At 73.0% G+C, this 24,564-nt stretch carries 21 protein-coding genes and 1 tRNA gene; 16 read left to right on the top strand and 6 right to left on the bottom strand.

Annotated features, from left to right (window positions below; all coding sequences use genetic code 11):
- Window positions 1–2 precede the first annotated feature (2 nt).
- Window positions 3–1,667: an arginine--tRNA ligase gene (gene argS, locus MT346_RS06255; protein ID WP_243561959.1), complete on the bottom strand. Its 1,665-nt coding sequence runs from the start codon at window positions 1,665–1,667 to the stop codon at window positions 3–5.
- Between the two features lie 41 nt (window positions 1,668–1,708).
- Between argS and MT346_RS06250 the strand changes: the two genes are divergently transcribed.
- The 5 genes from MT346_RS06250 to MT346_RS06230 all read left to right on the top strand — a co-directional run bounded on the left by MT346_RS06250 (window position 1,709) and on the right by MT346_RS06230 (window position 8,967).
- A complete protein-coding gene (locus MT346_RS06250) occupies window positions 1,709–2,290 on the top strand; it encodes a hypothetical protein (RefSeq protein WP_243561958.1) in 582 nt (193 codons plus the stop codon).
- Window positions 2,291–2,389: 99 nt separating this feature from the next.
- Window positions 2,390–2,461 (top strand) — tRNA-Arg (locus MT346_RS06245).
- A gap of 145 nt (window positions 2,462–2,606) precedes the next feature.
- Window positions 2,607–3,650: a Gfo/Idh/MocA family protein gene (locus tag MT346_RS06240; protein ID WP_243561957.1), complete on the top strand. Its 1,044-nt coding sequence runs from the start codon at window positions 2,607–2,609 to the stop codon at window positions 3,648–3,650.
- Window positions 3,651–3,694: 44 nt separating this feature from the next.
- Complete coding sequence (locus tag MT346_RS06235; protein WP_243561956.1) at window positions 3,695–7,624, top strand: Pls/PosA family non-ribosomal peptide synthetase; 3,930 nt, start codon at window positions 3,695–3,697, stop codon at window positions 7,622–7,624.
- An 8-nt stretch (window positions 7,625–7,632) separates the two neighbouring features.
- Window positions 7,633–8,967: a M1 family metallopeptidase gene (locus tag MT346_RS06230; RefSeq protein ID WP_243561955.1), complete on the top strand. Its 1,335-nt coding sequence runs from the start codon at window positions 7,633–7,635 to the stop codon at window positions 8,965–8,967.
- Between the two features lie 70 nt (window positions 8,968–9,037).
- Here MT346_RS06230 and MT346_RS18355 read toward each other — a convergent pair whose 3' ends face one another.
- The 3 genes from MT346_RS18355 to MT346_RS06215 form a co-directional block, all read right to left on the bottom strand.
- On the bottom strand, window positions 9,038–9,547 hold the full coding sequence (locus MT346_RS18355; protein ID WP_243561954.1) for a GNAT family N-acetyltransferase: 510 nt from the start codon (window positions 9,545–9,547) through the stop codon (window positions 9,038–9,040).
- Window positions 9,544–10,113, bottom strand: a complete 570-nt coding sequence (locus MT346_RS06220) for a 4'-phosphopantetheinyl transferase superfamily protein (protein WP_243561953.1) — start codon at window positions 10,111–10,113, stop codon at window positions 9,544–9,546. Before MT346_RS06220 ends, MT346_RS18355 begins: the two co-directional genes overlap by 4 nt.
- Before the next feature lie 105 nt (window positions 10,114–10,218).
- A complete protein-coding gene (locus MT346_RS06215; RefSeq protein WP_056125872.1) occupies window positions 10,219–10,410 on the bottom strand; it encodes a hypothetical protein in 192 nt (63 codons plus the stop codon).
- A 228-nt stretch (window positions 10,411–10,638) separates the two neighbouring features.
- Between MT346_RS06215 and MT346_RS17980 the strand changes: the two genes are divergently transcribed.
- From MT346_RS17980 to MT346_RS06190, 5 genes are all read left to right on the top strand, one after another.
- On the top strand, window positions 10,639–12,654 hold the full coding sequence (locus MT346_RS17980) for a TPM domain-containing protein (RefSeq protein WP_279396755.1): 2,016 nt from the start codon (window positions 10,639–10,641) through the stop codon (window positions 12,652–12,654).
- Window positions 12,655–12,731: 77 nt separating this feature from the next.
- Window positions 12,732–13,457 (top strand): PspA/IM30 family protein, encoded by a 726-nt coding sequence (locus MT346_RS06205; RefSeq protein WP_243561952.1) that lies wholly within the window; start codon window positions 12,732–12,734, stop codon window positions 13,455–13,457.
- 46 nt (window positions 13,458–13,503) lie between these two features.
- Window positions 13,504–14,325 carry an arginase family protein gene (locus MT346_RS06200; protein WP_243561951.1) on the top strand — a complete coding sequence of 274 codons (822 nt, stop codon included), beginning with the start codon at window positions 13,504–13,506 and terminating at the stop codon, window positions 14,323–14,325.
- A 54-nt stretch (window positions 14,326–14,379) separates the two neighbouring features.
- A complete protein-coding gene (locus MT346_RS06195) occupies window positions 14,380–15,798 on the top strand; it encodes an NAD(P)/FAD-dependent oxidoreductase (RefSeq protein WP_243561950.1) in 1,419 nt (472 codons plus the stop codon).
- Between the two features lie 2 nt (window positions 15,799–15,800).
- Window positions 15,801–16,157 carry a Fe-S oxidoreductase gene (locus MT346_RS06190; RefSeq protein ID WP_071300607.1) on the top strand — a complete coding sequence of 119 codons (357 nt, stop codon included), beginning with the start codon at window positions 15,801–15,803 and terminating at the stop codon, window positions 16,155–16,157.
- 308 nt (window positions 16,158–16,465) lie between these two features.
- On the opposite strand, the gene MT346_RS06185 is transcribed toward MT346_RS06190, so the two are convergent.
- Window positions 16,466–17,251, bottom strand: coding sequence for an ABC transporter ATP-binding protein (locus tag MT346_RS06185; protein WP_243561949.1), 786 nt, complete (start codon window positions 17,249–17,251; stop codon window positions 16,466–16,468).
- A 56-nt stretch (window positions 17,252–17,307) separates the two neighbouring features.
- Window positions 17,308–18,234 carry a siderophore-interacting protein gene (locus MT346_RS06180; RefSeq protein ID WP_243561948.1) on the bottom strand — a complete coding sequence of 309 codons (927 nt, stop codon included), beginning with the start codon at window positions 18,232–18,234 and terminating at the stop codon, window positions 17,308–17,310.
- Window positions 18,235–18,299: 65 nt separating this feature from the next.
- Between MT346_RS06180 and MT346_RS06175 the strand changes: the two genes are divergently transcribed.
- From MT346_RS06175 to MT346_RS06150, 6 genes are read left to right on the top strand one after another with little or no spacing between them, the layout of a single operon-like run.
- The gene (locus tag MT346_RS06175; RefSeq protein WP_243561947.1) at window positions 18,300–19,241 is read left to right on the top strand and encodes an alpha/beta fold hydrolase; all 942 of its coding nucleotides are present in this window, start codon (window positions 18,300–18,302) and stop codon (window positions 19,239–19,241) included.
- A gap of 57 nt (window positions 19,242–19,298) precedes the next feature.
- Window positions 19,299–20,876, top strand: coding sequence for an ABC transporter substrate-binding protein (locus MT346_RS06170; protein WP_243561946.1), 1,578 nt, complete (start codon window positions 19,299–19,301; stop codon window positions 20,874–20,876).
- Between the two features lie 37 nt (window positions 20,877–20,913).
- On the top strand, window positions 20,914–21,864 hold the full coding sequence (locus tag MT346_RS06165; RefSeq protein ID WP_243561945.1) for an ABC transporter permease: 951 nt from the start codon (window positions 20,914–20,916) through the stop codon (window positions 21,862–21,864).
- Window positions 21,864–22,832 (top strand): ABC transporter permease, encoded by a 969-nt coding sequence (locus MT346_RS06160; protein ID WP_243561944.1) that lies wholly within the window; start codon window positions 21,864–21,866, stop codon window positions 22,830–22,832. Before MT346_RS06165 ends, MT346_RS06160 begins: the two co-directional genes overlap by 1 nt.
- On the top strand, window positions 22,829–23,608 hold the full coding sequence (locus tag MT346_RS06155; protein WP_243561943.1) for an ABC transporter ATP-binding protein: 780 nt from the start codon (window positions 22,829–22,831) through the stop codon (window positions 23,606–23,608). The genes MT346_RS06160 and MT346_RS06155 overlap by 4 nt, the downstream gene beginning before the upstream one ends.
- Window positions 23,605–24,384 carry an ABC transporter ATP-binding protein gene (locus tag MT346_RS06150; protein ID WP_308221878.1) on the top strand — a complete coding sequence of 260 codons (780 nt, stop codon included), beginning with the start codon at window positions 23,605–23,607 and terminating at the stop codon, window positions 24,382–24,384. Before MT346_RS06155 ends, MT346_RS06150 begins: the two co-directional genes overlap by 4 nt.
- Window positions 24,385–24,564 lie beyond the last annotated feature (180 nt).

The raw sequence follows: 24,564 nt of genomic DNA, 5'->3' as shown, positions 1-24,564 counted from the left end.
AGCTACATGCGGTCGGGTGCGCTCACGCCCAGCAGGCCGAGACCGTTCCGCACGACCTGCCCGGTGGCGTCGTTCAGCCACAGGCGGGTGCGGTGCAGGTCCGTCACGGGCTCGTCGCCGAGCGGGGTGACCCGGCAGGCGTCGTACCAGCGGTGGTACAGGCCCGCGAGCTGCTCGATGTACCGCGCGATCCGGTGCGGCTCGCGGAGTTCGGCGGCCTGGCGCACCACGCGCGGGTACTCCGCCAGGGCGCCGAGCAGCGCACCCTCGGTGTCGTGCGTCAGCAGCGAGGCGTCGAACACCGACCGGTCGACACCCGACGCGGCGGCGTTCCGCGCGACGGAGTGCGTGCGGGCGTGCGCGTACTGCACGGTGAAGACGGGGTTGTCGTTCGTGCGCTTGGTGAGCACGTCGAGGTCGATGTCGATCGCGGTGTCGCTGGCGAACCGCACGAGCGCGTAGCGCCCCGCGTCGACACCCACGGCGTCGACCAGGTCCTCCATCGTGACGACCGTGCCGTTGCGCTTGGACATGCGCATCGGCTCGCCGTCCTTCAGCAGGTTCACCATCTGGCCGATCAGGATCTCGAGGTTCGTGCCCGGCTCGTCGCCGAACGCCGCGCACATCGCCATCATCCGGCCGACGTACCCGTGGTGGTCCGCGCCGAGCATGATCAGGTTGCGCTCGAACCCGCGCTCGCGCTTGTCGAGGTAGTACGCCAGGTCGCCGGCGATGTACGCGGGCTCACCGTCGGACTTGATGACCACGCGGTCCCGGTCGTCGCCGAAGTCGGTCGTGCGGAGCCACAGTGCCCCGTCGGCCTCGTACATCATGCCGAGCGAGCGCAGCCGGTCGATGGCGCGCTCGACGGCCTTGGACTCGTGCAGCGCGTTCTCGTGGAAGTAGACGTCGAAGTCGACGCCGAACTCGTGCAGCGACTGCTTGATGTCCGTGAACATGAAGTCGACGCCCTCGCGGCGGAACAGCTCTTGCGCCTCGGCACGGGGCAGGTCGCGCACGTCGCCGTCGTACGTTGCCATCACCCGCGCGGCGATCTCGGCGATGTAGGCGCCGCCGTAGCCGTCGTCCGGCGTGGGCTCGCCGAGCGCCGAGGCCACCAGGGACCGGGCGAAGCGGTCGATCTGGTTGCCGTGGTCGTTGAAGTAGTACTCGCGGGTGACCAGACCGCCCTGGGCCTGGAACACCCGGGCCAGGCTGTCACCGACGGCCGCCCAGCGGACGCCGCCCATGTGGATCGGGCCCGTCGGGTTCGCCGAGACGAACTCCAGGTCGATGCGGACGTCCTGGTACAGGTCGCCGTGACCGAACGCGCTGCCGGTGTCGACGATCGTGCGCGCGATCTCGCCCGCAGCAGCGACCTCGAGCGTGATGTTGATGAAGCCCGGGCCGGCGACGTCGACGGAGTCCACCCCGTCCAGCTCGGTCAGCTCGCCGGCGATCTCGGTCGCGAGCTCGCGCGGGTTCGTCCCGAGGCGCTTCGCGAGCTGCATCGCCGCGTTCGAGGCCCAGTCGCCGTGCGCCCGGTTCTTCGGCCGCTCGAGCGCGACGTGCGAGTCGTCGACCGTCACAGCGTCCGAGGCCCCTCGTCGTTCGACGATCCCGGTCAGGATCGACAGGTACGCGGCGGAGAGTTCGGCAGGAGTCACGGCAGACGAGTCTACCGGGGACATGCACCATCATGGGCCGCATGAGAACCCGACGACCCGCCCGGGCGATCAGCGTCGCCGCGCTCGCCGTCCCCGCACTCCTCGTGCTCGCCGCCTGCTCCGGCAGCGGCGGCGGCTCGCCCACCCCGACCCCGAGCACGACGGCCGGCGTCGTCGGCCAACGGGTCGACCAGACGTGCGCCCAGCTGCTGCCGGCCGCGACGTTCGACGTCTACGGCAAGCCGTTCACACTCGACCGGTCCGCGAAGCCCGCGAAGGGCTCCCCCGCAGCCCGGATCGCCCAGCAGCGCGGCCGGGTGTGCGTGTTCCACGAGGACGCGGACCCCTCGGTCACCGTCACGCTCGCCGTCGCCCACCTGCCTGAGAAGTCGCTCACGAACCTGAAGGACGCGCTGTTCGAGCGCGGTGGCTCGGTCCCGACCTACACGGTCGAGGGCTACTTCGCCCTGACCGACGGCACGGGCCGCGCCGACGCCTTCGCCGACCCGTACTGGATCACCACCTCGTCGACGCTGTTCACCGAACCGGGCACCGCACAGCCGGTCGTCGACGCGGTCCGCCAGGCCCTCACCCCGAGCGCATCCGCCACCCCCGCCGGTTGACCCGGACAGGAGGCCCGGCACACCCCCGCACCGCCGGCACCGGCCCGCCCCGTGGTCCAGAAGGCGTGTGCGGACCTGCTACGGTTGTCAGCACCCAGGGCCCCCATAGCTCAGGGGATAGAGCACTGCCCTCCGGAGGCAGGGGCGGAGGTTCGAATCCTCCTGGGGGCACAGAGACATTCCCGATCAGGCAGTCGTTCTCGCTGCGCTCGATCGGCGGCGATCGACATCGCGGCAGGCCGCGACCTTCCCCCGTGGTTGGCTCCGGCGGACCAGGTGCCACTCGGGCCGGCGCCGCGCGAGTAGCGTGCGGAGCATGACGTTCGCGTTCCCTGCGGCCCAGGTCGAACCACTGCGCGGCGGTCCCGTCCTGCGCTGGGGCGTCCTCGGCCCGGGCGTGATCGCGAACGACTTCACGAGCACCCTGCACGCCGACTCCGACCAGCGCGTCGTCGCGGTCGGCTCGCGTTCGGCCGACCGCGCCGCCGCCTTCGCCGCACGCCACGGCATCCCGACCGCGCACGGCTCGTACGAGGCCCTGGTCGGCGACCCCGACGTCGACGTGGTCTACGTCGCCTCGCCCCACCCGCAGCACCTCGACCACGCCCTGCTCGCGATCGCGGCCGGCAAGCACGTCCTGGTCGAGAAGCCGATGACCACGTCTGCGGCCGACACCCGACGCCTGGCGACCGCCGCCCGCGACGCCGGCGTCCTGGCGATGGAGGCCATGTGGACCCGCTACCTGCCGGGCACCACCGTGATCGCCCGGCTGCTGGCCGACGGCGTGCTGGGTGACGTGCAACTGGCGACCGTCGACGTCGGCTGGCCGCACGACCCCGCCGACACGACCGACCGCATGTTCGACCCCGCCGCAGGCGGGGGCGCCCTGCTGGACGCCGGCGTCTACGGCCACTGGTTCGCACGGTTCGCCACCGGCGCCCCGGTGACCAGCCGCACGACGGGAGCGGTGTCGCACCGTGGGGTGGACCTCCAGTCCGTCACGGTGTCCACCGGGACCGGTGGCGCCCAGGCGGTGGTGACCACGTCGATCACCGCGTGGACCCCGGGCCTGGCGATGATCGCCGGCACCGCGGCGACCGTGAAGTACACCGACCACTTCGTGTTCCCGGCCTCGTTCACGGTGCACCGTGGCGGCGACGCGGACCGGTGGTCGGAGCCGAACGGCCTGCGCGGCCGGCAGGGCCTCGTGTGGCAGGCAGCGGCGCTCGCGCGGTACGTCGCCGACGGCCGGACGGACTCGCCGGTGCACTCGCTCGACGACGCGATCGGGGTCGCCGAGGCGCTCGACGCGGCCCGCGCGGCACTCGACGTTCCCCAGCAGGACACCTCGGCCCCCTAGGATCACGGGCCGGTCGACCTGCACACGACCGGGAAGAGGACTCGATGACGCTCGCCACCGGGAACCCGCAGACCGAGCTCGCCCGCGGTGGGGCCGCGCCCGACGCGCGCACCCTGCTCGACGTGCTCCGTTCGACGGCGGAGGCGCACCCCGAGGCGTTCGCGCTCGAGGACGCCGACGGCGCGGTCGACTACCGGTCACTCGTGCGGCTCGTCGAGGAACGGGCCGACGACCTGGCCCGGCGGGGCGTGCACCCTGGCGACCGGGTGGGCATCCGGATCCCCTCGGGCAGCCGCGAGCTCTACGTCTCGATCCTGGCGGTGCTGGCCGCCGGAGCCGCCTACGTGCCCGTCGACGCGGACGACCCCGAGGAACGGGCGACCCTGGTGTTCGGCGAAGCCCACGTGGCCGGCGTCATCGGCGCGGGCGGCGTGCTGCGGACCTCGGGCGACGCCGACGCGGCCGCTGTGCCGGTCGTCGACCCCACGGCGAGCGCCACCGCCCCCACGACCGACGACGGCGCGTGGATCATCTTCACGTCGGGGTCGACCGGTGTGCCGAAGGGCGTCGCCGTGACGCACCGGTCGGCTGCCGCGTTCGTGGACGCCGAGGCGCGGATGTTCCTGCAGTCCGCACCGATCGGGCCGGGCGACCGGGTGCTGGCCGGGCTCAGCGTGGCGTTCGACGCGTCGTGCGAGGAGATGTGGCTGGCGTGGGGGCACGGGGCGTGCCTGGTGCCGGCGCCGCGGTCGCTGGTGCGGACGGGAGTGGACCTGGGGCCGTGGCTGATCGTGCACGGGATCACCGTGGTGTCGACGGTGCCGACGCTGGCGGCGCTGTGGCCGGACGACGCGCTCGAGCAAGTGCGGCTGGTGATCTTCGGTGGTGAGGCCTGCCCGCCGGAGCTCGCCGCGCGGATCGCGAGCCGTGACCGTGAGCTGTGGAACACGTACGGTCCGACCGAGGCGACTGTGGTCGCGTGTGGCGCGCTGATGGACGGGTCGGCGCCGGTGCGCATCGGCCTGCCGTTGGACGGGTGGGACCTGGCGGTCGTGGATGCTGCCGGGGTGCGGGTCGCGCCGGGCGACGTGGGTGAGCTGGTGATCGGCGGTGTGGGGCTCGGTCGGTACCTGGACCCGGCGAAGGACGCGGAGAAGTACGCGCCGTTCCCGGAGCTCGGGTGGGCGCGGGCGTACCGGAGCGGTGACCTGGTGCGGTACGACCCCGAGGGGCTGGTGTTCCAGGGGCGGGCGGACGACCAGATCAAGCTCGGCGGGCGGCGGATCGAGCTGGGTGAGATCGACGCGGCGCTGCAGGCGCTCGACGACGTGGCGGGTGGGGCGGCCGTGGTGCAGCGCACCCCTGCGGGCAACCAGGTGCTGGTCGGGTACGTGGCGCCGGTCGCGGGGGCGACGATCGACACGGCGGTGGCGAACGCCCGTCTGCGCGAGGAGCTGCCAGCGGCGCTCGTGCCCCTGCTGGCGGTGGTGGACGCCCTGCCGACGCGGACGTCGGGCAAGGTCGACCGGGCGGCGCTCCCCTGGCCGCTGACGGGCGACGGCGCTTCGGTCGCGCTCCCCCCGACTGTGGCGTGGATCGCGGAGCGCTGGGCGGCGATCCTCGGGGTGCCGGTGGCGAGCGAGGACGACGACTTCTTCGCGCACGGCGGCGGTTCGCTGACGGCGGCGCAGCTGGTGTCCGCCATCCGAGAGCGCTACCCCGCGACGACCGTGGCGGACGTGTACGACCACCCGCGGATCGGTGCGCTCGCCGATGCGCTCGACGCCTCGGGCCCGGTGGCCGCTCGGCACCGGGACGTCCGGCCCACACCGCCGGCGACCGGGCTCTCGATGACGTTGCTGGGCCTGCCGGTGCAGGTGCTGCGCGGTCTGCGGGTCCTGACGTGGACGGCGCTGGTCGCCGAGGTGCTGCACGCGACGACGCTGCCGTTCCTGCCGACGCTGCCCTGGCCGGCGCTGGTGCTCGCGCTGCTGGTGTTCGTGACGCCGATCGGCAAGATGGCCGTGACGGTCGTCCTGGTGCGGCTCGTGCTGGCTGGGGTCCGTCCGGGCGACCACCCCCGCGGCGGGTCGGTGCACGTGCGGGTGTGGCTGGCGGAGCGCATCGCCGAGGCCATCGACGGCCCCTCGACCGCGGGCGCGCCGTGGATCAGCTACTACGCCCGTGCCCTCGGCGCCCGGATCGGGCAGGGCGTCGACCTGCACACGCTGCCCCCGGTGACCGGCATGCTCACCATCGGCAAGCGTGCGTCGATCGAACCCGAGGTCGACCTGGCCGGGCACTGGGTGGACGGCGACGTCTTCCGGCTGGGCCGGGTGAAGGTCGGCCCGGACGCCGTCGTGCGCAGCCGCACCACGCTGCTGCCCGGAGCGGTCGTCGGCGCGGACGCGGAGATCGAGCCCGGGTCCGCCGTCACCGGAACAGTGCCGGACGGCGAACGCTGGGCGGGATCCCCCGCGGAACGCGTCGGGTCGGCCCGACACGGACGGGAGGAACGCCCCGCGCCCGGCCGTCGGTGGCTGGTCGCGTACGGGGCCGGCTCCGTTGCCGTGGCCGGGCTGCCGGTGGTCGGGGTCGCGGTGGGTCTGCTGGTCACCGCTGCCCTGGTCGGTCGTGCACCGTCCTTGGGCACGGCCGTCGGGCACGCGCTGGCGCTCGTCCCGCTCGCGACGGTGGTCGCCGGTGTGGTCTACGCCGGCCTGGTGGTCGGGGTCGTCCGGCTGCTCGGGATCGGCCTGCACGAGGGCCGGCACCCGGTCCGGTCGCGGATCGGGTGGCAGGCGTGGTGCACCGAGCGGGTGCTCGACGCCGCCCGGACGCTGCTGTTCCCGCTCTACGCCAGCCTGGTCACGCCGCTGTGGCTCCGGTTGCTCGGGGCGCGGGTCGGGCGGAACACCGAGATCTCCACCGTGCTGCTGCTGCCGTCGCTGACCCAGATCGCATCGGGGGCGTTCCTGGCCGACGACACGATGGTCGCCACGTACGAGCTCGGCGGCGGTCGGGTGACCATCGGCAGGTCGAAGGTCGGTCGCCGGGCGTTCCTCGGCAACAGCGGCATGACCGGCGCCGGACGGTCCGTCCCGCGTGAGGCCCTGGTCGCGGTGCTCTCCGCCGTCCCCAAGAAGGCCAAGCGCGGGTCCTCGTGGCTCGGCTCCCCGCCCGTGCGCCTGCGCCGTGCCGCGACGACGTTCGACGAGGAGCGCACCTTCCGCCCGCCGCGCCGACTCCGTGTCGCCCGCGGCAGCTGGGAGGTCCTGCGCCTGATCGCCCCCATGGTGTCCGGCGCGATCGCGCTCGGAGTCGGCGGGACCCTGCTGGCGTCCTGGTCCGCCGTCGGGCTCGGGTGGACCGTGCTGCTCGCCGCACCGATCCTCGTCGTCGCCGGAGCCGTCGCAGCCGTCGTGTCGACCGTCGCCAAGTGGTCGTTCGTCGGCCGGATCACCGCGCGCGAGCACCCGCTGTGGTCGTCGTTCGTCTGGCGCAACGAGGTGCAGGACACCTTCGTCGAGACCGTCGCCCGACCGTGGTTCGCCGAGCAGGCCACCGGCACGCCGGCGCTCGCCGTGTGGCTGCGCAGCCTGGGGGCCACGATCGGTCGCGGGGTCTGGTGCGAGACGTACTGGCTGCCCGAGGCCGACCTGGTGACCATCGGCGACGGTGCGACGATCGCCCGCGGCACCGTCGTGCAGACACACCTGTTCCACGACCGGGTGATGCAGCTCGATGCCGTCACGGTCGACGCCGGCGGCACGCTCGGGCCGCACAGCGTGATCCTGCCCGCTGCGGGCATCGGCGCCGGGGCTACCATCGCACCCGCGTCGCTCGTGATGCGCGGCGAGCAGGTGCCCGCCGGCACCTCGTGGGCGGGCAACCCGATCTCGCCGTGGGACAGCGCCCCGTGGACAGCTGGTGCCGCCGAGCCGGACCGGGCGTCCGCCGCCGTGGCAGACTGACCGGCACCGTGAAGCCGACGACCGACGCCGAACCGACCACCGCCGACCCCGACCCGTACACGCCGCACAGCGGGGACCGTCGCTGGCGCGCGAGCCACTACGAGCTGCGGATCGACTACCGCGTCGCCACGAACCGGTTCAGCGGCACGGCGACGATCACCGCGACCGCGTTGACGCGCCTCGACCGGATCGTGCTCGACCTGCACGGCATGTCGGTCGAGCGGGTCGACGTCGACGGGGTCCGCGCCAAGAAGGTCTCGTCCGGCATCCACAAGCTCACCGTCACGCCACCCGCCCCGATCCAGGCCGGCACCGAGTTCACGGTGCACGTCCGCTACCGCGGCACACCCCGCCCCCTGCGCAGCCCGTGGGGACAGATCGGCTGGGAGGAACTGACCGACGGCGTCATCGTCGCCGCACAGCCCACCGGTGCACCGTCCTGGTTCCCCTGCAACGACCGACCCGACGACAAGGCGACGTACCGCTTCGAGATCACCTGCGAGGCCGGGTACGACGTCGTCGCGAACGGCGACCTGCTCGCCAAGGAACGCGACGGCCGCGGTGTGCGCTGGACCTACGCCACGACCGACCCGATGGCGACCTACCTGGCGACCGTGCAGATCGGCCGGTACCGCACCACGACCCTCCGCGGTGCACCGGTCCCCGTCACGCTGCACCACCCGGTCGACCTGACCACCGCGGCGAAGACGGACTTCGGGCAGGTGCCCGAGATGATCGCCCTGTACGCCGACCGGTTCGGCCCGTACCCGTTCCCCGCGTACGGGGTCGTGGTGACGGACGACGAGCTCGAGATCCCGCTCGAGGCGCACGGTCTGGCGGTGTTCGGCCGGAACCACGTCGACGGCGAACACGGCACCGACCGGCTCATCGCGCACGAGCTCGCGCACCAGTGGTTCGGCAACTCCGTCACCCTGGCCCACTGGCGGGACATCTGGCTGCACGAGGGCTTCGCCTGCTACGCCGAGTGGCTGTGGTCCGAACACCGCGGCGGCGACAGCGCCGACACCCTGGCAGCGCAGTACCGGGACGGACTGCTCGAGCAGCCCGAAGACCTGGTCGTCGGGGACCCCGGCGCGAAGGACATGTTCGACGACCGGGTCTACAAGCGCGGCGCCCTCGCCCTGCACGCGTTGCGACGGACGATCGGCGACGAGGCGTTCTTCTCCGGGCTCTGGACCGTCACCGAACGGCACCGCCACGGCACCGTGACACCTTCGGACGTCGTCGCCGCGTTCGCCGAGGCCTCGGCGCGCGACGCCTCGGCTGTCCGGCAGGTCATCGCGCCCTGGATCGACGAACCGTCCGTGCCGGCGCTGCCCTGACCGGACCGGAGCTGGCCGGACCGGACCTGGCCGGCCCGGACCTGGCCGGACCCATCGCTCTCGGCGGTGCTCAGCGTCGGTCGACGGCCCGTTCCCAGATCGCCACCTCACTGGTCAGTCGGTCGTACCGGTACGGACGGACCTCGCCGGTCGGCGCGTACCCGATCGCCGACCAGAACGCCCCGGCGGTGTCGGCGACCGTCGCGACGACCCCGACACGCATGCGCGCGGCCCCGGACTCGGTGCGCACACGCTCCAGGACACCCGCGTGGAGCTCCCTGCCGACACCGCGACCGCGGTGCGACCGGTGCACCATGAGCAGCCCGATCGTCACCGCATCGAGGTCGGGGTACCCGAGCAGCACGTCCGCGAACGCCACCAGCACGGGCCCGTCCCACAGCCCGACGCCACGCTTGCCACTCGGGTCGAAGCCCTCGGGGACGCCCACCAGCGCCGACAGGGCATCGGTCGGACCGGGCGGGTACCCGGTGAGGTGTTCCGCGTACGCGGGGTCGGACTCGATCAGTTCCTGCAGCGCCGCGACGTCGTCACCGTCGAGGTCGCGCAGCGTGCGGGTCACGACCGGGCCCGGGCGTCGTCCACCACCACGGGGCCGTCGACGCTGACCGCCAGCACCAGGTCGTCGTCGAGCCAGCGGACCATCATGGGGTGCCCGGTGCCGTCCAGGTGCGCGACCCCGGCCTGAAGGTCGACGTCGACCAGGGCCGGCTCGACCCGCAGACCGCGACCGTCGCGCTTGAGGACGGCTTCCGTGGCGGCCCAGCACGCGGCGAGGGCATCGGGGTCGTCACCGTACCGGGCGCGTTCCCCCGGGCTCTGCACGTCGAGCGGTGCGGTGACGACCCGACTGCGGCGCTCGATGTCGATGCCGACCGGTCCCGGTGCGACCGCCAGTGCGAGGACGTCGGGGGTCCGGGCGAGGCTCACGCCGACGGGTCGTCCGCTCGCGACGGCCCAGGGTCGGCCGTGGTCGGTGCCGCGGCAGTGCGGACACCGGCGGCCGAGGATCGTGGACGACGGGTCAGACCCGGTGACGTGCGCGGCGAAGGCGAGGAGGGCCTCCCGGTCGGACTGGGCGGTGGGACCACGTCGCGTGACGCGGACCCGTGCTCTTGGTGCGCCCATGCCGTCAGCGTACGGGTGGCGCGATCGGGTGTGTCCGGTGGACGACGAGACGCCGCCGGGGTCCGGCGGCGTCTCGGTCGGGTCGTTCGTGGTGCGGTGCTCGTCTCACGCGTGCGTCAGGGCGATCAGTGCCACGTTCATCGTGGAGTAGAGCCCTTCGGACCGGGTGGCCTGGCGGACACGGCCACGCAGGACCTCGTACCGACCATCGTGCTCACGCACGAAGCCGATCACACCGCTGGCGGGCGTTGACACCCGGTGGAAGCCGTCCTCGAGCGGGACCACCTCTGTGTTCATGGTTCGTTCCATCTGTCGACCCCTTTCGTCGTCGAAACGGTCACGTCGAACCATACTCCCGACGGGGGACAGAATCCGTCCCCCGGGCCGCTCTCTCCACAGGTGCTGGGGGAATCCGCCGGAACCGTGCGCCCCCTGGATAGACTCCGGAACGACGGCGCTCCCGACGCGGCGAACCCGGGAATCACGGGTCCAGACGGGGTGCGCTGCCGGACGGACGGAGAACGGATGCGAACGGTCCAGCGTGGATCGCACACCAGGGGGTCGGGCACGGACTGCCACGCCGAGCGGGGTACGTCGGGGCGGCCGACGTCCGGTCGCTGGGCGGCACGGCTGGCTGCGGCGGTCATCGCCGCCCTGCTGGTGATCGCCCCCGCGACCGCCGCCAGCGCCACCGCGCCCGTGCAGCTCGACGGCGCCTACGTGCTCGACGACGCCGGCGCCCTCACCACGTCCCAGCAGCGCAGCGTCGAACGCGCGGTCAGCGACCTCGCCGACAAGACGAACACGCAGCTCTACGTCGTGTACGTCGACTCGTTCACGGACCCGAGCGACCACACCGCGTGGGGCGCTGCCACGCTGTCGCAGAACCAGATCGACTCGAACGGCATCCTGCTGTCGATCGCGACCCAGGCACGCACGTACGACGTGCAGCAGACCAACACCACCTCGATCAGCAAGTCCGACGTCGAGAACGCCGTCAACGACGACCTGCTGCCGCAGCTGCGGAACGGTGACTGGTCCGGTGCCGCCACCGCGTTCGCCGGCGGCCTGTCCTCGTCGCAGGACCCGCCGAACCTGACCTGGCTGTGGATCCTGCTGCTCGTCGTGGTGATCGCCGTCGTCGTGGTGGTGCTCGTCATCCGCACCCGCAACAAACGTCGCACCGCCGCGGCCACCCGGGCCCAGGAAGCCTCGCTCGCCGACCTCGAGCGCACCGCCGGGGCCGCCCTGGTGACGATCGACGACGAACTCCGCACCGCCGAACAAGAGGTCGGGTTCGCCGCGGCACAGTTCGGCGCCGACGCGGCCAAGCCGTTCGCCGACACCGTCGACGCTGCCAAGGCGAACGTCCGCAAGGCCTTCACGTTCCAGCAGCAGCTCGACGACGAGGTCCCCGACTCCCCCCAGCAGCGCGCCGACTGGTCGAACCAGATCATCGCGATCTGCGAACAGGCCCACGCGGCGATCGAGCAGCAGACCGAGGCCTTCGACCAGCTCCGGTCGCTCGAGGACGGGGTCGAGGACGCTGCCACCGCGCTGCGGTCCAGTGTGCAGGCCGCACCGCCGTCGGTCGACCAGGCGGCGGCCGCGCTCGAGCAGGTCCGCGCGTCGTACAGCGGCCGGACCCTCGCCACCGTGTCGGACAACGTCGACCAGGCGCGCCAGGTGCTCGCCTTCGCGACGGAACGCTCGCAGGCTGCCGACGCCGCGATCGCCGCCGGCGACAAGGGCGAAGCCGTCGTCGCCGTCCGCGACGGTCAGCACGCACTGGCACAGGTCCAGCAACTGACCGGTTCGGCGACGGGCGCCGACGCGACCTTCCGCGAGGCCTCGGCCCGCGTGGACGCGATGCGTCTGGACATCGAGGGCGACGTCGCCGCCGCGCGGGCGATGCGCGCGCAGACGCCCGACCTGGCCTCGGCCGTCACGACCGCCGAGACCGTCCTGCGCGAACGCCTCGACCCGACGGACCCGATCGCCGCGGTCGACGCCCTGACCAAGGCGAACACCGCGATCGACACCGCCCTGGCCTCTGCACGGGGTGCACAGGAACAGCAGGAACGAGCCCAACGGGCGCTGGACTCCGCACTGCGCGACGCCCGCTCGCGCATCAGCCAGGCACGGGAGTTCATCTCCCTGCGCCGTGGTGCCGTCGGGACGACCGCCCGCACGCGGCTGTCCGAAGCCGAACGGGCGCTGGACGACGCCGTCGACCTCGCCACGACCGACCCACAGCGCGCCCTGCAGGCAGCCCGGGCCGCCGAGCAGTACGCCGCGGCGGCGATGGACGAAGCCGGCAACGACATGGGCGGCTGGCCCGGCGGCGGCGGGGGCAACAGCGGCGGTGCCCAGCTCGGCGGACTCGTCACCGGCATCGTGCTCGGCGGGCTGCTGGGCGGACGCGGCGGGTCGTTCGGTGGCGGCTCCTTCGGTGGAGGCGGCGGCGGCTTCGGCGGAGGGGGCGGCTTCGGCGGAGGGGGCGGCGGGGGCGGCGGCTTCTCGGGCGGTGGTCGCTTCTGACCCGACGCCCCTGACCCCGAACGACTCCACTGACGACAGCACTCACCACCATGACCATCCCCAGGAAGGGAACCGCAATGGCAAAGCAGACGATCTTCGGTCGCATCTCCTCGCTCGTCCGGGCGAACGTCAACCAGCTCATCGACAACGCCGAGGACCCGCAGCTGATGCTGGACCAGCTCGTGCGCGACTACACGAACAACATCGCGGACGCCAAGAGCGCCATCGCGCAGACCATCGGCAACCTCCGCCTGCTCGAGCAGGACAACGAGGAAGACGTCCGTGCTGCGCAGGAGTGGGGCCAGAAGGCCGCGAACGCGTCGACCGCGGCCGACAAGTACCGCGCCGAGGGCAAGGCGGCCGATGCCGACAAGTTCGACAACCTCGCCAAGATCGCCCTGGGCAAGCAGATCGCCGCCGAGCAAGAGGTCAAGGACAACGCCACGCCGCTCGCCACCCAGAACGAGCAGGTCGAGAAGCTCAAGCAGGGCCTGGCCGGCATGGAGGAGAAGCTCGGGCAGCTCAAGTCCAAGCGCGACAGCCTGGTCGCGCGCGCGAAGACCGCCGAGGCCCAGTCCAAGGTGAACGACGCCATCGGCAACATCGACATCACCGACCCGACGAGCGACCTGAACCGCTTCGAGGAGAAGGTGCGTCGCGAAGAGGCGAAGGTCATCGGGCAGCAGGAACTGCAGTCGTCGAGCCTCGACGCCCAGTTCGAGTCGCTCGAGGACGTCGGCAAGGACGCCGAGGTCGAAGCGCGACTCGCTGCCCTGAAGTCCGGCGGGTCGTCCTCGATCTGACCCCCGACACACGACGACGCCGGGCCCACCCTGACAAGATGAGGACATGCAGTTCCTCGTCGTCGGTCAGTGGCAGGGTTCGGCGTCGTCGCGTGCGATGCGCCTCGGCGACGGCGCCGCCGCGATAGCAGCCGATCTCCCCCGCACCGCGACCACCGTGGTGGACGTCCCGGCCGGCGCAGGCGACCGGCTCGAGACCGCGGTCGCCCGCTACACCTCGGTGCTGCAGGTCGCCGAGCGCGTGGCAGAAGAGGTCTCGATCGCGTCCGAGCCGGTCCTGGTCATCGGCGGCGACGGCGCCAGTGCCCTGGGCGGCAGCGTCGCCCTCGGACCCTCGACCGCCTTCGTCCGCATCGCCGGGTCGAGTGGCTACCGGTCCCTCAACCGCGCGCAGCCCGTCGCAGCCGAGACCGCGGCACTGCGGATCCTGGTGGACCGGGCGAGCGACCTGTTCCCGGGCCTCCCCGTGGTGCCCGCCTCGTCGGTCGTCCTCGCTGGGACCCGCGGCGTCGAGCCGGCGGAGACGAACGCCGTCGAGCGCGCGGGCATCCACCACCTCGACGTCGACGCCGCCACCCCGGACGCGATCGCCGCCGCGGTCGAGGCCACCGGCGCGGACTCCGTGTACGTCCACGTCGACCTGGACGTGCTCGACCCGTCCGAGGTCGACGGTCTGCTCGAGCCCGTGCCGTTCGGGCTCGACGGCGCAGCGCTCGTCGAGCGCATCCAGGCCGCGACCCGTGGACGCCGGCTGGTCGGTGCCGCCCTGACCGGGTTCGCCCCCGTCGACCCGGCCCGCGCCGTCGACGACATGGGCGTCATCCTCCGTGCCGTGGGAGCCCTGTCCGCCGCGTCCCGCGTGGCCTGAACCGCCGGACTGCTGCTCGGCGCGGTCCATGCCGGTCCGCGTACGCTCGGGCGCATGACGGACTACGACCTCATCGTGATCGGCGCCGGCGCAGTCGGCGAGAACGTGGCGGACTACGCCCACAAGCGCGGCCTGTCGGTCGCGGTCGTCGAAGCGGAACTCGTCGGCGGTGAGTGCTCGTACTGGGCGTGCATGCCCTCGAAGGCGCTGCTCCGGAGCGGCCACGCACTCGCTGCCGCGAAGCGGCTCGACGGAGCGAAGCAGGCGGTCACCGGTGAGCTCGACGCCGCCGCGGTGCTGGCCCGCCGGACGTCGTTCACGAGCGACTGGGACGACGCGGGCCAGGTCGCGTGGCTCGAGTCCGCCGACATCGCCCTGCTGCGCGGACACGCCCGCATCACCGCACCGAAGACCATCCAGGTCACCGGTCCCGACGGACAGACCACGACTCACACCGCCCGTGCCGCGATCGCTGTCGTGACCGGCTCGCTGCACACGCTGCCAGACGTCCCGGGTCTCGTGGAGGCCGAGCCGTGGGGCACCCGTGAGGGCACCAGCGCGAAGTCGGTCCCCGAGAGCCTGCTGGTCATCGGTGGCGGGGTGGCCGGCACCGAGCTCGCCACCGCCTGGGCCTCCCTCGGCGCGAAGGTCACGATCGTCGCTCGCCACGGTCTGCTGGGCGGGATGGAACCGTTCGCCGGTGAACTCGTCGCCGACGCCATGCGCGCGTCCGGCATCGACGTGCGACTGGGCGTCAACCCCACGCGCGTCGACCGCGACGAGCACGGCCTGGTCACGACGACCCTGGACGACGGCACGACCGTGATCACCAGCGAGGTGCTCGCCGCGACCGGGCGTGCCGCCCACACCAAGGACCTCGGGCTCGAGAGCGTCGGGCTGACCGCGGGCGACTGGCTCGACGTCGACGACACCATGCTGGTCACGGGCACCGACTGGCTGTACGCCGTGGGCGACGTGAACCACCGTGTGCTGCTGACCCACCAGGGCAAGTACCAGGCCCGCGCCGCCGGCGAGGCGATCGCTGCACGGTTCCAGGACACGCCGCTGCACACCGAGCCGTGGGGTGCGCACGTCGCCACGGCCGACCACGCCGCCGCACCGCAGGTCACCTTCACCGACCCCGAGGTCGCCAGCGTCGGCCTGACCGCGGCGAAGGCCCGGCAGCAGGGGCTGCACGTGCGCGTGGTCGAGTACGAGCTCGGCAACATCGCCGGCGCCTCACTGCAGGCGGACGGGTACGTCGGCCGCGCGAACATGGTCGTGGACGAGGACCGCAAGGTCGTCGTCGGCATGACCTTCGTCGGGCAGGACGTCGCCGAGATGCTGCAGGCCGCGACGATCGCCGTCGTCGCCGAGGTCCCGATCTACCGCCTGTGGCACGCCGTCCCCGCGTACCCCACGATGAACGAGATCTGGCTGCGCCTGCTCGAGACCTACGGCCGCCCCGAGTAGCCGTGCGGAACCCGCTCCTCGACTCCCCCGTGTCCCGGCTCGGGTGGCTCTTCGCCACCGGGGTCGGGCTCGCGGTCGGCGTCCCGCTGTCGACCGGTCCCGTGCGGGTCGTCGACGGTCTGATCGTGTGCTCCGGCCTGCCACGGTGGGTGTTCCGGCGTGGCGGCACCTGTGTCGGGTCGGTGTACCTGACGCGCGACAACGACGGCGACCGCGTGCTGCGACACGAGCGGGTGCACGTCACGCAGTGGCGCCGGTACGGCATGCTCATGCCCCTGCTCTACGCGGTCGCCGGTCGGGATCCGCTGCGCAACCGCTTCGAGGTCGAGGCCGGGCTGGAGGACGGCGGCTACCGCTGACCCCGACGCGCAGCGCTCTGCGCTCTGCCGGCTCGCTCGACCGGTCACAGTCCGTCGTTCGCGAGTGGTCACGACACCCCGTGCCGATCATACCGAGTGGTCACAATCCGTCGATCGGGCGCCGAACTCGCGACAGTTCGTGACCACTCGGCGAACCTGAGCGGGGAGTCGTGACCACTCGGACAGGGACGGCGGGGCGGGGCGGCCCGGGCGGGGCAGCGCCAGCGGGGCAGCGCGAGCGGGACGGCTGGAGCGGGACGGCGGGCGGGGCGGCGCGGGCGGGGCACCGCGGGGGCAGCGCGGGCGGGTCAGCGCGCGCGACGCGGCACGACGAGCGGGGTGCCCGTCTCGGGGTCGGCGACGACGACGCAGGGCAGCCCGAAGACGTCCTCGATCAACGACGCGGTCAGCACCTGCGACGGCGGCCCCTGCGCCACGACCTCGCCCGCACGCATCGCGATGACATGGGTCGCGTAGCGCGCCGCCTGGTTCAGGTCGTGCAGCACGGCGACCACGGTGCGTCCGGCCGCGTGCAACGACGCCGCCAGTTCGAGCACGTCGTACTGGTGGGCGATGTCCAGGAACGTGGTGGGCTCGTCGAGCAGCACGATGTCGGTCTCCTGCGCCAGCACCATCGCGATCCACACCCGCTGCCGCTGCCCACCCGACAGCTCGTCGACGCCACGGTCGGCCAGCGCCAGCGTGTCGGTCTGCACGAGCGCACGCTGCACCGCCGAACGGTCGTTCCCGCTGGTCGGGTGCAACAGGTCCTGGTGTGGGAACCGTCCGCGCGAGACCAGGTCGCGCACGGTGATGCCGTCGGGGGCGATCGGGGTCTGCGGCAGCATCGCGACCCGGCGGGCGACGGCCTTCGGGCGGTACGTGGACAGCGGTGCGCCGTCCAGGTACACGGTGCCGGCGCTGGGCTTCAGGGTGCGGGCGAACGCCTTGAGGAGCGTCGACTTGCCGCAGGCGTTCGGGCCGACGATGACGGTCAGCTCGCCGTCCGGGACGTCGACGTCCAGGTGGTCCACGACGACACGGTCGTCGTAGCCCAGGGTGAGTCCGCGCGCCCCGAGCGCCGTGATCGGCACGGCGGAGAACCCGACGGGTGTGTCGGCAGCCGGCCCGGCTGCAGCCCCTGCCGTGTTCAGTTCTCGGCCTTGCCGTGCCGCCAGTAGCCCATGAAGGCCACCTGCTTGCGGTCGAGCCCGACCCGGCGCACCAGGTGCCGGCGGAGTTCCTTGACACAGGCGGCCTCGCCCGCGATCCAGGCGTACAGCTGCGCGTCGGTGACGGGCGGGACGTCCCACAGGGTCTCGCGGTCGACGTCCACGTCAACGAGCTCGACGTCCGATGCTGGACCGGAGACCCCAGCAGCACCAGCACCAGCAGCACCGGCAGCACTGACCGCCGTCGACGCCCACGCGTGCACGTGGTCCGTCATCCGCGCCCCGTGCGACGCGCCGTTCCGGGCGATCCAGCGCACCTCGACCCCGGCGGGCGCAGCGACCGGCAGCCGGTCGGCGTCGGTCGGGACCTCGATGAAGACGTGGCCGACGGTGGTGACGTCGAGCGCTTCGAGGATCGCGCAGATCGCCGGCGCGGCGGTCTCGTCCCCTGCGAGCAGGATCCGGTTGGCCGCGCCCGGCGCGAACTCCGCCGCACCCGAGGGCAGCTCGGCGGGCGAAGACGGCACGGCCGGTCCGACGATGCGGAGCTCGTCGCCGACGACGCACGACGACACCCAGCGCGACGCGGGCCCGGCGTCGCCGTGGGCGACGAAGTCGATGTCGAGCTCGTGTGCGTCCGGGCGGAACGAACGGACCGTGTAGGTGCGCAGCGGGTTGCGAGTGGCGTCCGGCAGGGCACGCCACGCGGCGTACCAGTCGGAGCCGTCGGGCAGGTCGGTGAACCCGTGCCCGGGGATCGGCAGCACGACCTTGATCCGCTGGTCGAGCCCGACCGACGCGAACGCCGCCAGGTCCGGACCGGACAGGGTCACCCGCACGAAGGCCGGCGTGAGCGCGGTCACGGCCGCCACGCGGACGGAGAACACACGGTACCGGGCTGCCACGACCCCGAGTATGGCATGCCTCACCTAACCCTTGCCGGGAATCCCACGGTGCGAGACTGGGCACCGTGCTCGAAGCCGACGACGAATTCCGCGACCTGGCCGACCTCGCCCACGCGAGCGGCGTGACGGAGCCGCTGCGGGCCTCCAGGACGGACCTGCCCGACGCCGGTCACGGCGCGATCTCCGCCATCCGCTGGCAGGATCCGACGGACCCCGGCCAGGAGGCCCGGGTCACCTACCTGCACGGGCTCGGCATCGACGCCCACAGCTTCGACGTCACGGCCCTGGCCGTCGGCGAGCCGGCGGTCGCCCTCGACCTGCCCGGCCACGGCCGGTCCGCGTGGCGGGACGATGCGGACTACGCCGCGTCGGCCACGGCACCCGCGGTGCTGGCGGCGCTCGACGCCCTCGCGGTGCCGCCCGGGCTGCTGGTCGGGCACTCCCTCGGCGCGATCCTGGCCGCCCGGATCGCCGCGACGGCGCCCGAGCGCGTGACCGGCCTGGTGCTCGTCGACATGTCCCCGGACTTCGCCCAGCGTGCCGTCGACCGCATCGCCCGGGCGCTGGAGACCGAGGAACCGTTCGCCGACCTGGACGAGGTCGTCGAGCGCGCGATCGAGGCCCGCGTCGGGGACGACCGCCAGGTGCTGCTGCGCGAAGCCCGGCACACCACCCGTCTGGGTGCGGACGGTCGTCTGGTCCGGCGCCACCACTTCCCGCACCTGCCGGCCGGTCGGACGTCCTCGGTCGGCCGGTTCGCCGATGCGTGGCCGGACCTGGAGTCGCTCGACGTGCCGCTGCTGCTGGTCCGGGGCGACCGCGGGTACGTCTCCCCGAAGCTCGTGACGACGTTCGGCGAGCGGATGCCGGACGCCGAGATCGTCACGGTCACCGCGCGGCACGCCGTGCAGACACAGGCACCGCTCGCGCTGGCCGCCGCGATCCGGGAATGGGCGTCGCGTCACGATTTGTTGCACGGGGGCGGAGAAACCGCAGTGCGCCGGTAGATTCTCCCGAGCGCGCGCGACGTGCCGTCGCTCCCCGCCGGAAGGAACCCAGCACCCATGAGCCCCCTCCTCGCCCGTCGACCCGCCACCGGCGGGGCCCGTCGATCCGCCACCAGCGGGGCCCGTCCGCGCCTCGGCCGCACGGCGCTGGCCGCCACCGCGGTCGTCGTCGCCGCGGCGATCGCCCTGACCGGGTGCAGCGGATCGTCCGCGCCCAAGGGCGGTGACGACGCGACCGTGCGCGTCGGCCTGGTGCTCGAACCGACCAGCCTGGACATCCGCACGCAATCCGGTGCCGCACTCGACCAGGTGCTCATCGACAACGTGTACCAGGGGCTCGTCGGGCGCACCGCCGAGGGGGACATCCGCGACGTGCTGGCGTCCTCGCACGAGGTCTCGAGCGACGGCCTGACGTACACGTTCACGTTGCGCAAGGGCATCACGTTCCAGGACGGCAAGCCGGTGACGGCGTCGGACGTCGTCTGGTCGCTGCAGCAGGTCAAGGACAACGCCAGCTACGTCGACTCCGCCAAGCTCGCCGGCGTGACCGCGATCACGTCGCCCTCGGACGGCGTCGTCCGGCTGACGCTCGCCAAGCCCGACTCCGACCTGCTGTTCACCCTGACCGGACGCTCCGGCCTGGTGCTCGAGCAGGCCGCGAAGAACGACCTGTCCGACACCGCGAACGGCACCGGCCCGTTCGAGGTCGCGTCGTGGAAGCAGGGCGACTCGCTGACGTTCTCGCGCAACGCGGACTACTGGGGCACGAAGCCGAAGGTCGCGAAGATCGTGTTCCGGTACATCACGGACCCGTCGACCGCCGTCAACGCGATGGCCAACGGCGACCTCGACGTGCTCAACCCCGTCGACGGCACGCTGAAGAGCCAGCTGCAGGGCAACAGCGACATCGCGCTGCACTCCGGCAAGACGACCGACAAGTACACGCTGGCGTTCAACGACCAGAAGGCCCCCTTCACCGACAAGCGGGTGCGCCAGGCCATCCGCCAGGCCATCGACCCGAAGGCGCTCATCAAGGCCGTCGGCGGCACGGGCGTCGAGCAGGGCGGCCCGATCCCCGAACTCGACCCCGGGTACCAGGACCTGACGGACATCGACGCGTACGACCCGTCGAACGCGAAGAAGCTGCTCGCCGCGGCCGGTCAGAAGGACCTGAAGCTCACCCTGACGTACGCCAACGTGTACCCGACGACGATCGGCGACGTCCTGACCTCGCAGCTCGCCGACGTCGGCATCACGCTGACGGTCAAGCGCGTCGACTTCGCCACCTGGCTGTCGCAGGTCTTCCAGAAGCCGGCCAGCGGCACCCGCGACTTCGACATGTCGATGGTCGACCACGTCGAGGCCCGCGACTTCGGCAACTGGGCGAACCCGGACTACTACTTCGGGTACGACAACCAGCAGGTGCAGGACCTGTACGCGGCGTCGATCGCGACCACGTCGACCGCTGAGAAGGAGGCCGACCTGCGGAAGGCCGCGCGCATCGTCAGCGAGGACGCCGCCGGTGAGTGGCTGTACACCGCCACCGCGATCACCGCGGTCCGCAAGGGGGTCACCGGCTTCCCGGTCGACGGCGGCAACTCCCGCCTCGACCTGGCGAAGCTGGCGATGCGGTAGCGCCGGACCACCACCGGCCGCCGACTAGCATCGTCTCGTGACCCGCTTCTTCGTCGGGCGACTGCTACTGCTCGTCGTCGGCCTGCTCGTCGCGAGCATCATCGTCTTCGCGACGCTGCGCGTGCTGCCGGGCGACGTTGCCCAGGTCGTCGCCGGCACCCAGGCGACGCCCGCCACGGTCGCCGAACTCCGACAGCAGCTCGGACTCGACCGCCCCGTCGTCGTGCAGTACCTCGACTGGATCGGCGGGGTGTTCCGCGGTGACCTCGGCCGGTCGCTGGTGACCCGCGGCCCGGTGGCGCCCGAGATCGTCCAGAAGCTCGGCGTCACGCTCCCCCTGGCTGGCATGTCACTCGTCGCGGCCCTGGTGCTCGGCGTCCCGCTCGGGATCGTCGCCGCCGTGCTGCGACGACGCGCGGGCGGAGCGGTCATCGCGTTCGTCGCACAGGCGGTCGCCGCCGTGCCGGTCGTCTGGGCCGGCATGCTGCTCGTCGCGCTGTTCGCCGTCACACTGCACTGGTTGCCGACCCAGGGCTTCCCGCTCGACGGCTGGTCCGAGCCGGGCCGGGCGTTCTCGTCGCTCGTGCTGCCGGCCCTGACGATCGGCGCCGTCGAGGGGGCCGTCATCCTGCGCTTCACCCGGTCCGCCACGCTGTCCGTGCTCGACGCCGACCACCTGCGCACCGCCGCCGCCGTCGGACTGACCCGCACCCAGGCGCTGCTGCGGCACGGGCTGGGCTCGGTCGCGCTCACGGTGCTGGCGGTGCTCGGCGTGCAGATCGCGGGTCTGCTGGTCGGCGCCGTCGTCGTCGAGCAGGTGTTCTCGTTGCCGGGTGTCGGGCGGATGCTCGTCACCGACGTCGGGCGCCGCGACATCACCAAGGTGCAGTCCGAGCTGCTCGTGCTGACCGGCCTGGTGCTGCTGGTCGGGTTCGCCGTCGACGTCGCACACCGCGCACTCGACCCCCGGCAACGGGAGGCCGTCTGATGGCCGGAGCCGGCATCCGCCGCGTCGTCGCCCGGCCGACCGGGGCCTTCGCCGTGGTCGTCCTCGGCCTGCTCGTGGTGCTCGCCGCCGTGTCGCTCGTCTGGACCCCCCAGGACCCCTTCCGCACCGACCCCGCCGGGCAGTGGGCGCCGCCGAGTGCCGCGCACTGGTTCGGGACCGACGCCGTCGGCCGCGACATCGCCAGCTACCTGCTCGCCGGCACCCGGACCACCGTGCTGGTCGCCGTCGGCTCCGGGGTGATCGCCAGCGTGGTCGGCATGGTGCTGACCGCGGTCGGCTCGCTCACGGCGCGCTGGGTGCGCGAGGGCACCGCCGTGCTGCTCGACATCCTGGTCGCCTTCCCCACCCTGCTGACCGCGATGCTGCTCACCGCGGTGTTCGGCGGGTCGCTCGGCGTCGTCATCGTGTCCGTCGGGCTGACGTTCGGCGTGACGATCGCCCGCGTCGCCCGCGGCGAGATCCGCCGCATCGCCCGGAGCGACTACGTCACCGCGGCCCGTGCGTCGGGCGTCGGCCCCGGCGGCGTGCTGCTGCGCCACCTGGTGCCGAACGCGGCGCCGGTGTTCACCGTGCAGCTGTCACTCGCGATGGCCACGGCGGTGCTTGCCGAGGCCGGGCTGTCCTACCTGGGCTACGGCGCCGGGTCGGGCACGGCGTCGTGGGGCAGCCTGCTGTCCGACCTGCAGACGTACATCGGCGTGCACCCGTGGAGCGCGACCTGGCCGGGCGCCGCGATCGCGCTCGTCGTCATGGCGCTGTCGCTGCTCGGAGACGCGATCCGCGATGCCTCGGACCCACGCCTGACGACGGGCGACCGTGCCCGCGACGCCGACCGCGGCCCACGCGACCCCGCCGACCGCGGCCCGGGCGACGGCACCCCGCGCGGTCCCGTCGACGGCGCCCCGCGTGACGCCCGCACCGCGGGCGAGACCGAGGTGACCGCATGACCGAAGCCAGCACGCTCGAGGTCCACGGCCTGTCGGTCCGCATCACGGGGCGGACGGTGCTCGACGACGTCAGCTTCACCGTGCCTCCCGGCGGTCGTGTCGGCGTCATCGGCGCCTCCGGTTCCGGCAAGTCGATGACCTCGCTCGCCCTGATGGGGCTCGAGCCCACCGGAGCCGACGTGTCGGGCAGCATCCGGCTCGACGGCCACGAGCTGGTCGGACTCGCCGACCGGCAGCGCGCGCCGTTCCGTGGCGCACGGCTGGGCATGGTGTTCCAGGAGCCCGGCACCGCACTCGACCCCCTGCGCCGCGTCGGCCGGCAGATCGCCGAGCCGCTGCGCCTGCACCGGGGCATGGACCGTCGTGCTGCCGACGCCGCGGCGGTCGACCTGGCGCACGCGGTCGGCCTGCCGGACCCGGCCTCGCTGCTGCGGCAGTACCCGCACCAGCTCTCCGGCGGGCAGCGGCAGCGCATCTGCATCGCGATGGCACTGGCCGGGCAACCCGGGCTGCTGATCGCCGACGAACCCACCACCGCGCTGGACGTCACGACCGAGGCGCGCATCCTCGACCTGCTCGACGGGCTCGACGTGTCGCTCGTGTTCGTCACGCACGACCTGGCCGTCCTGGCCCGGATCGCCGACACCGTCGTGGTGCTCGACGCCGGCCGCGTGGTCGAGACCGGCACCGTCACCGACCTGCTGGCCGCCCCGCAGCACCCGACGACCCGCGCGCTCGTCGACGCCGCCCGCGCCACCGCCCGGAGGACCCCGTGACCGCGCTCGAGGCCGTCGGCCTGCACCGCACCTACCGGCTCCCCCGCCGCGGACCGTTCGAACCCGGGCCGGTGCGCACCGCCGTCGACTGCGTCGACCTGACGGTCGCCACCGGCGCCCGGCTCGGGATCGTCGGCGAGTCCGGCTCCGGCAAGTCGACGCTCGTCCGCCTGCTGGCCGGACTGGAGGCCCCCACCGCCGGCACCGTCACCGCTGACGGCCGCCCCGTGGTCGCGTCCGGGTCCGCGGCACGGATGCGTTGGTTCCGTCACGAGATCGGGGTGGTCTTCCAGGACCCGTACGGGTCGCTCGACCCACGGATGCGCGTCGGCGCGATCGTCGCCGAGCCGCTGCGGGCACTCCGCATCCCCGGGTCACATCCGTCGATGGTCGCGTCGGCGCTCGCGCGGGTGGACCTGCCGGCCGACGCGGTGGACCGGTACCCGCACGAGTTCTCCGGCGGGCAACGGCAGCGCATCGCGATCGCGCGGGCGGTCGTGCACGGTCCGCGGATCCTGTTCGGGGACGAGCCGATGAGCGCCCTCGACGTCGTGGTGCGGGCGCGGGTGATCGAGCTGCTCGAGTCGCTGGCGTCGACGCTCGGGTTGACGATGGTGCTCGTGTCGCACGACATCGGCGTGGTGCAGCGGCTGTGCGACACGGTCGCGGTGATGTCGGCGGGCCGGATCGTCGAGCACGGGCCGGTGTCCCTGCTCGATGCGCCGCAGCATCCGGTCACGCGGGCGTTGGTCGAGGCGGCGCCGACGCTGCCGTAGGCGCCGACGCTGCCGGAGGCCCCGACGCTGCCGGAGGCCCCGACCCTGCCGGAGGCGCCGACCCTGCCGGAGGCGCCGACCGGTCGCAACACCCCGCTCAGGTCCGCCGACCGGTCGCAGATCGTCGTCCCGCAGCGCCGCGAGCGACGATCTGCGACCACTCGACGACGCGCCGGCGGG

This window comes from Curtobacterium sp. VKM Ac-2922, assembly GCF_022815645.1.
GTDB lineage: Bacteria > Actinomycetota > Actinomycetes > Actinomycetales > Microbacteriaceae > Curtobacterium.
Note: the sequence above shows the minus strand (reverse complement) of the source record. Positions and strands in the feature narration are given on the sequence as shown.

Bases quoted from the DNA above. Each gene is read 5' to 3' on its own strand.
- MT346_RS06250 (WP_243561958.1), top strand. From the start codon at position 1,709: ATGAGAACCCGACGACCCGCCCGGGCGATCAGCGTCGCCGCGCTCGCC.
- MT346_RS06240 (WP_243561957.1), top strand. From the start codon at position 2,607: ATGACGTTCGCGTTCCCTGCGGCCCAGGTCGAACCACTGCGCGGCGGT.
- MT346_RS06235 (WP_243561956.1), top strand. From the start codon at position 3,695: ATGACGCTCGCCACCGGGAACCCGCAGACCGAGCTCGCCCGCGGTGGG.
- MT346_RS06220 (WP_243561953.1), bottom strand. From the start codon at position 10,113: ATGGGCGCACCAAGAGCACGGGTCCGCGTCACGCGACGTGGTCCCACC.
- MT346_RS06215 (WP_056125872.1), bottom strand. From the start codon at position 10,410: ATGAACACAGAGGTGGTCCCGCTCGAGGACGGCTTCCACCGGGTGTCA.
- MT346_RS17980 (WP_279396755.1), top strand. From the start codon at position 10,639: ATGCGAACGGTCCAGCGTGGATCGCACACCAGGGGGTCGGGCACGGAC.
- MT346_RS06205 (WP_243561952.1), top strand. From the start codon at position 12,732: ATGGCAAAGCAGACGATCTTCGGTCGCATCTCCTCGCTCGTCCGGGCG.
- MT346_RS06200 (WP_243561951.1), top strand. From the start codon at position 13,504: ATGCAGTTCCTCGTCGTCGGTCAGTGGCAGGGTTCGGCGTCGTCGCGT.
- MT346_RS06195 (WP_243561950.1), top strand. From the start codon at position 14,380: ATGACGGACTACGACCTCATCGTGATCGGCGCCGGCGCAGTCGGCGAG.
- MT346_RS06170 (WP_243561946.1), top strand. From the start codon at position 19,299: ATGAGCCCCCTCCTCGCCCGTCGACCCGCCACCGGCGGGGCCCGTCGA.
- MT346_RS06160 (WP_243561944.1), top strand. From the start codon at position 21,864: ATGGCCGGAGCCGGCATCCGCCGCGTCGTCGCCCGGCCGACCGGGGCC.
- MT346_RS06155 (WP_243561943.1), top strand. From the start codon at position 22,829: ATGACCGAAGCCAGCACGCTCGAGGTCCACGGCCTGTCGGTCCGCATC.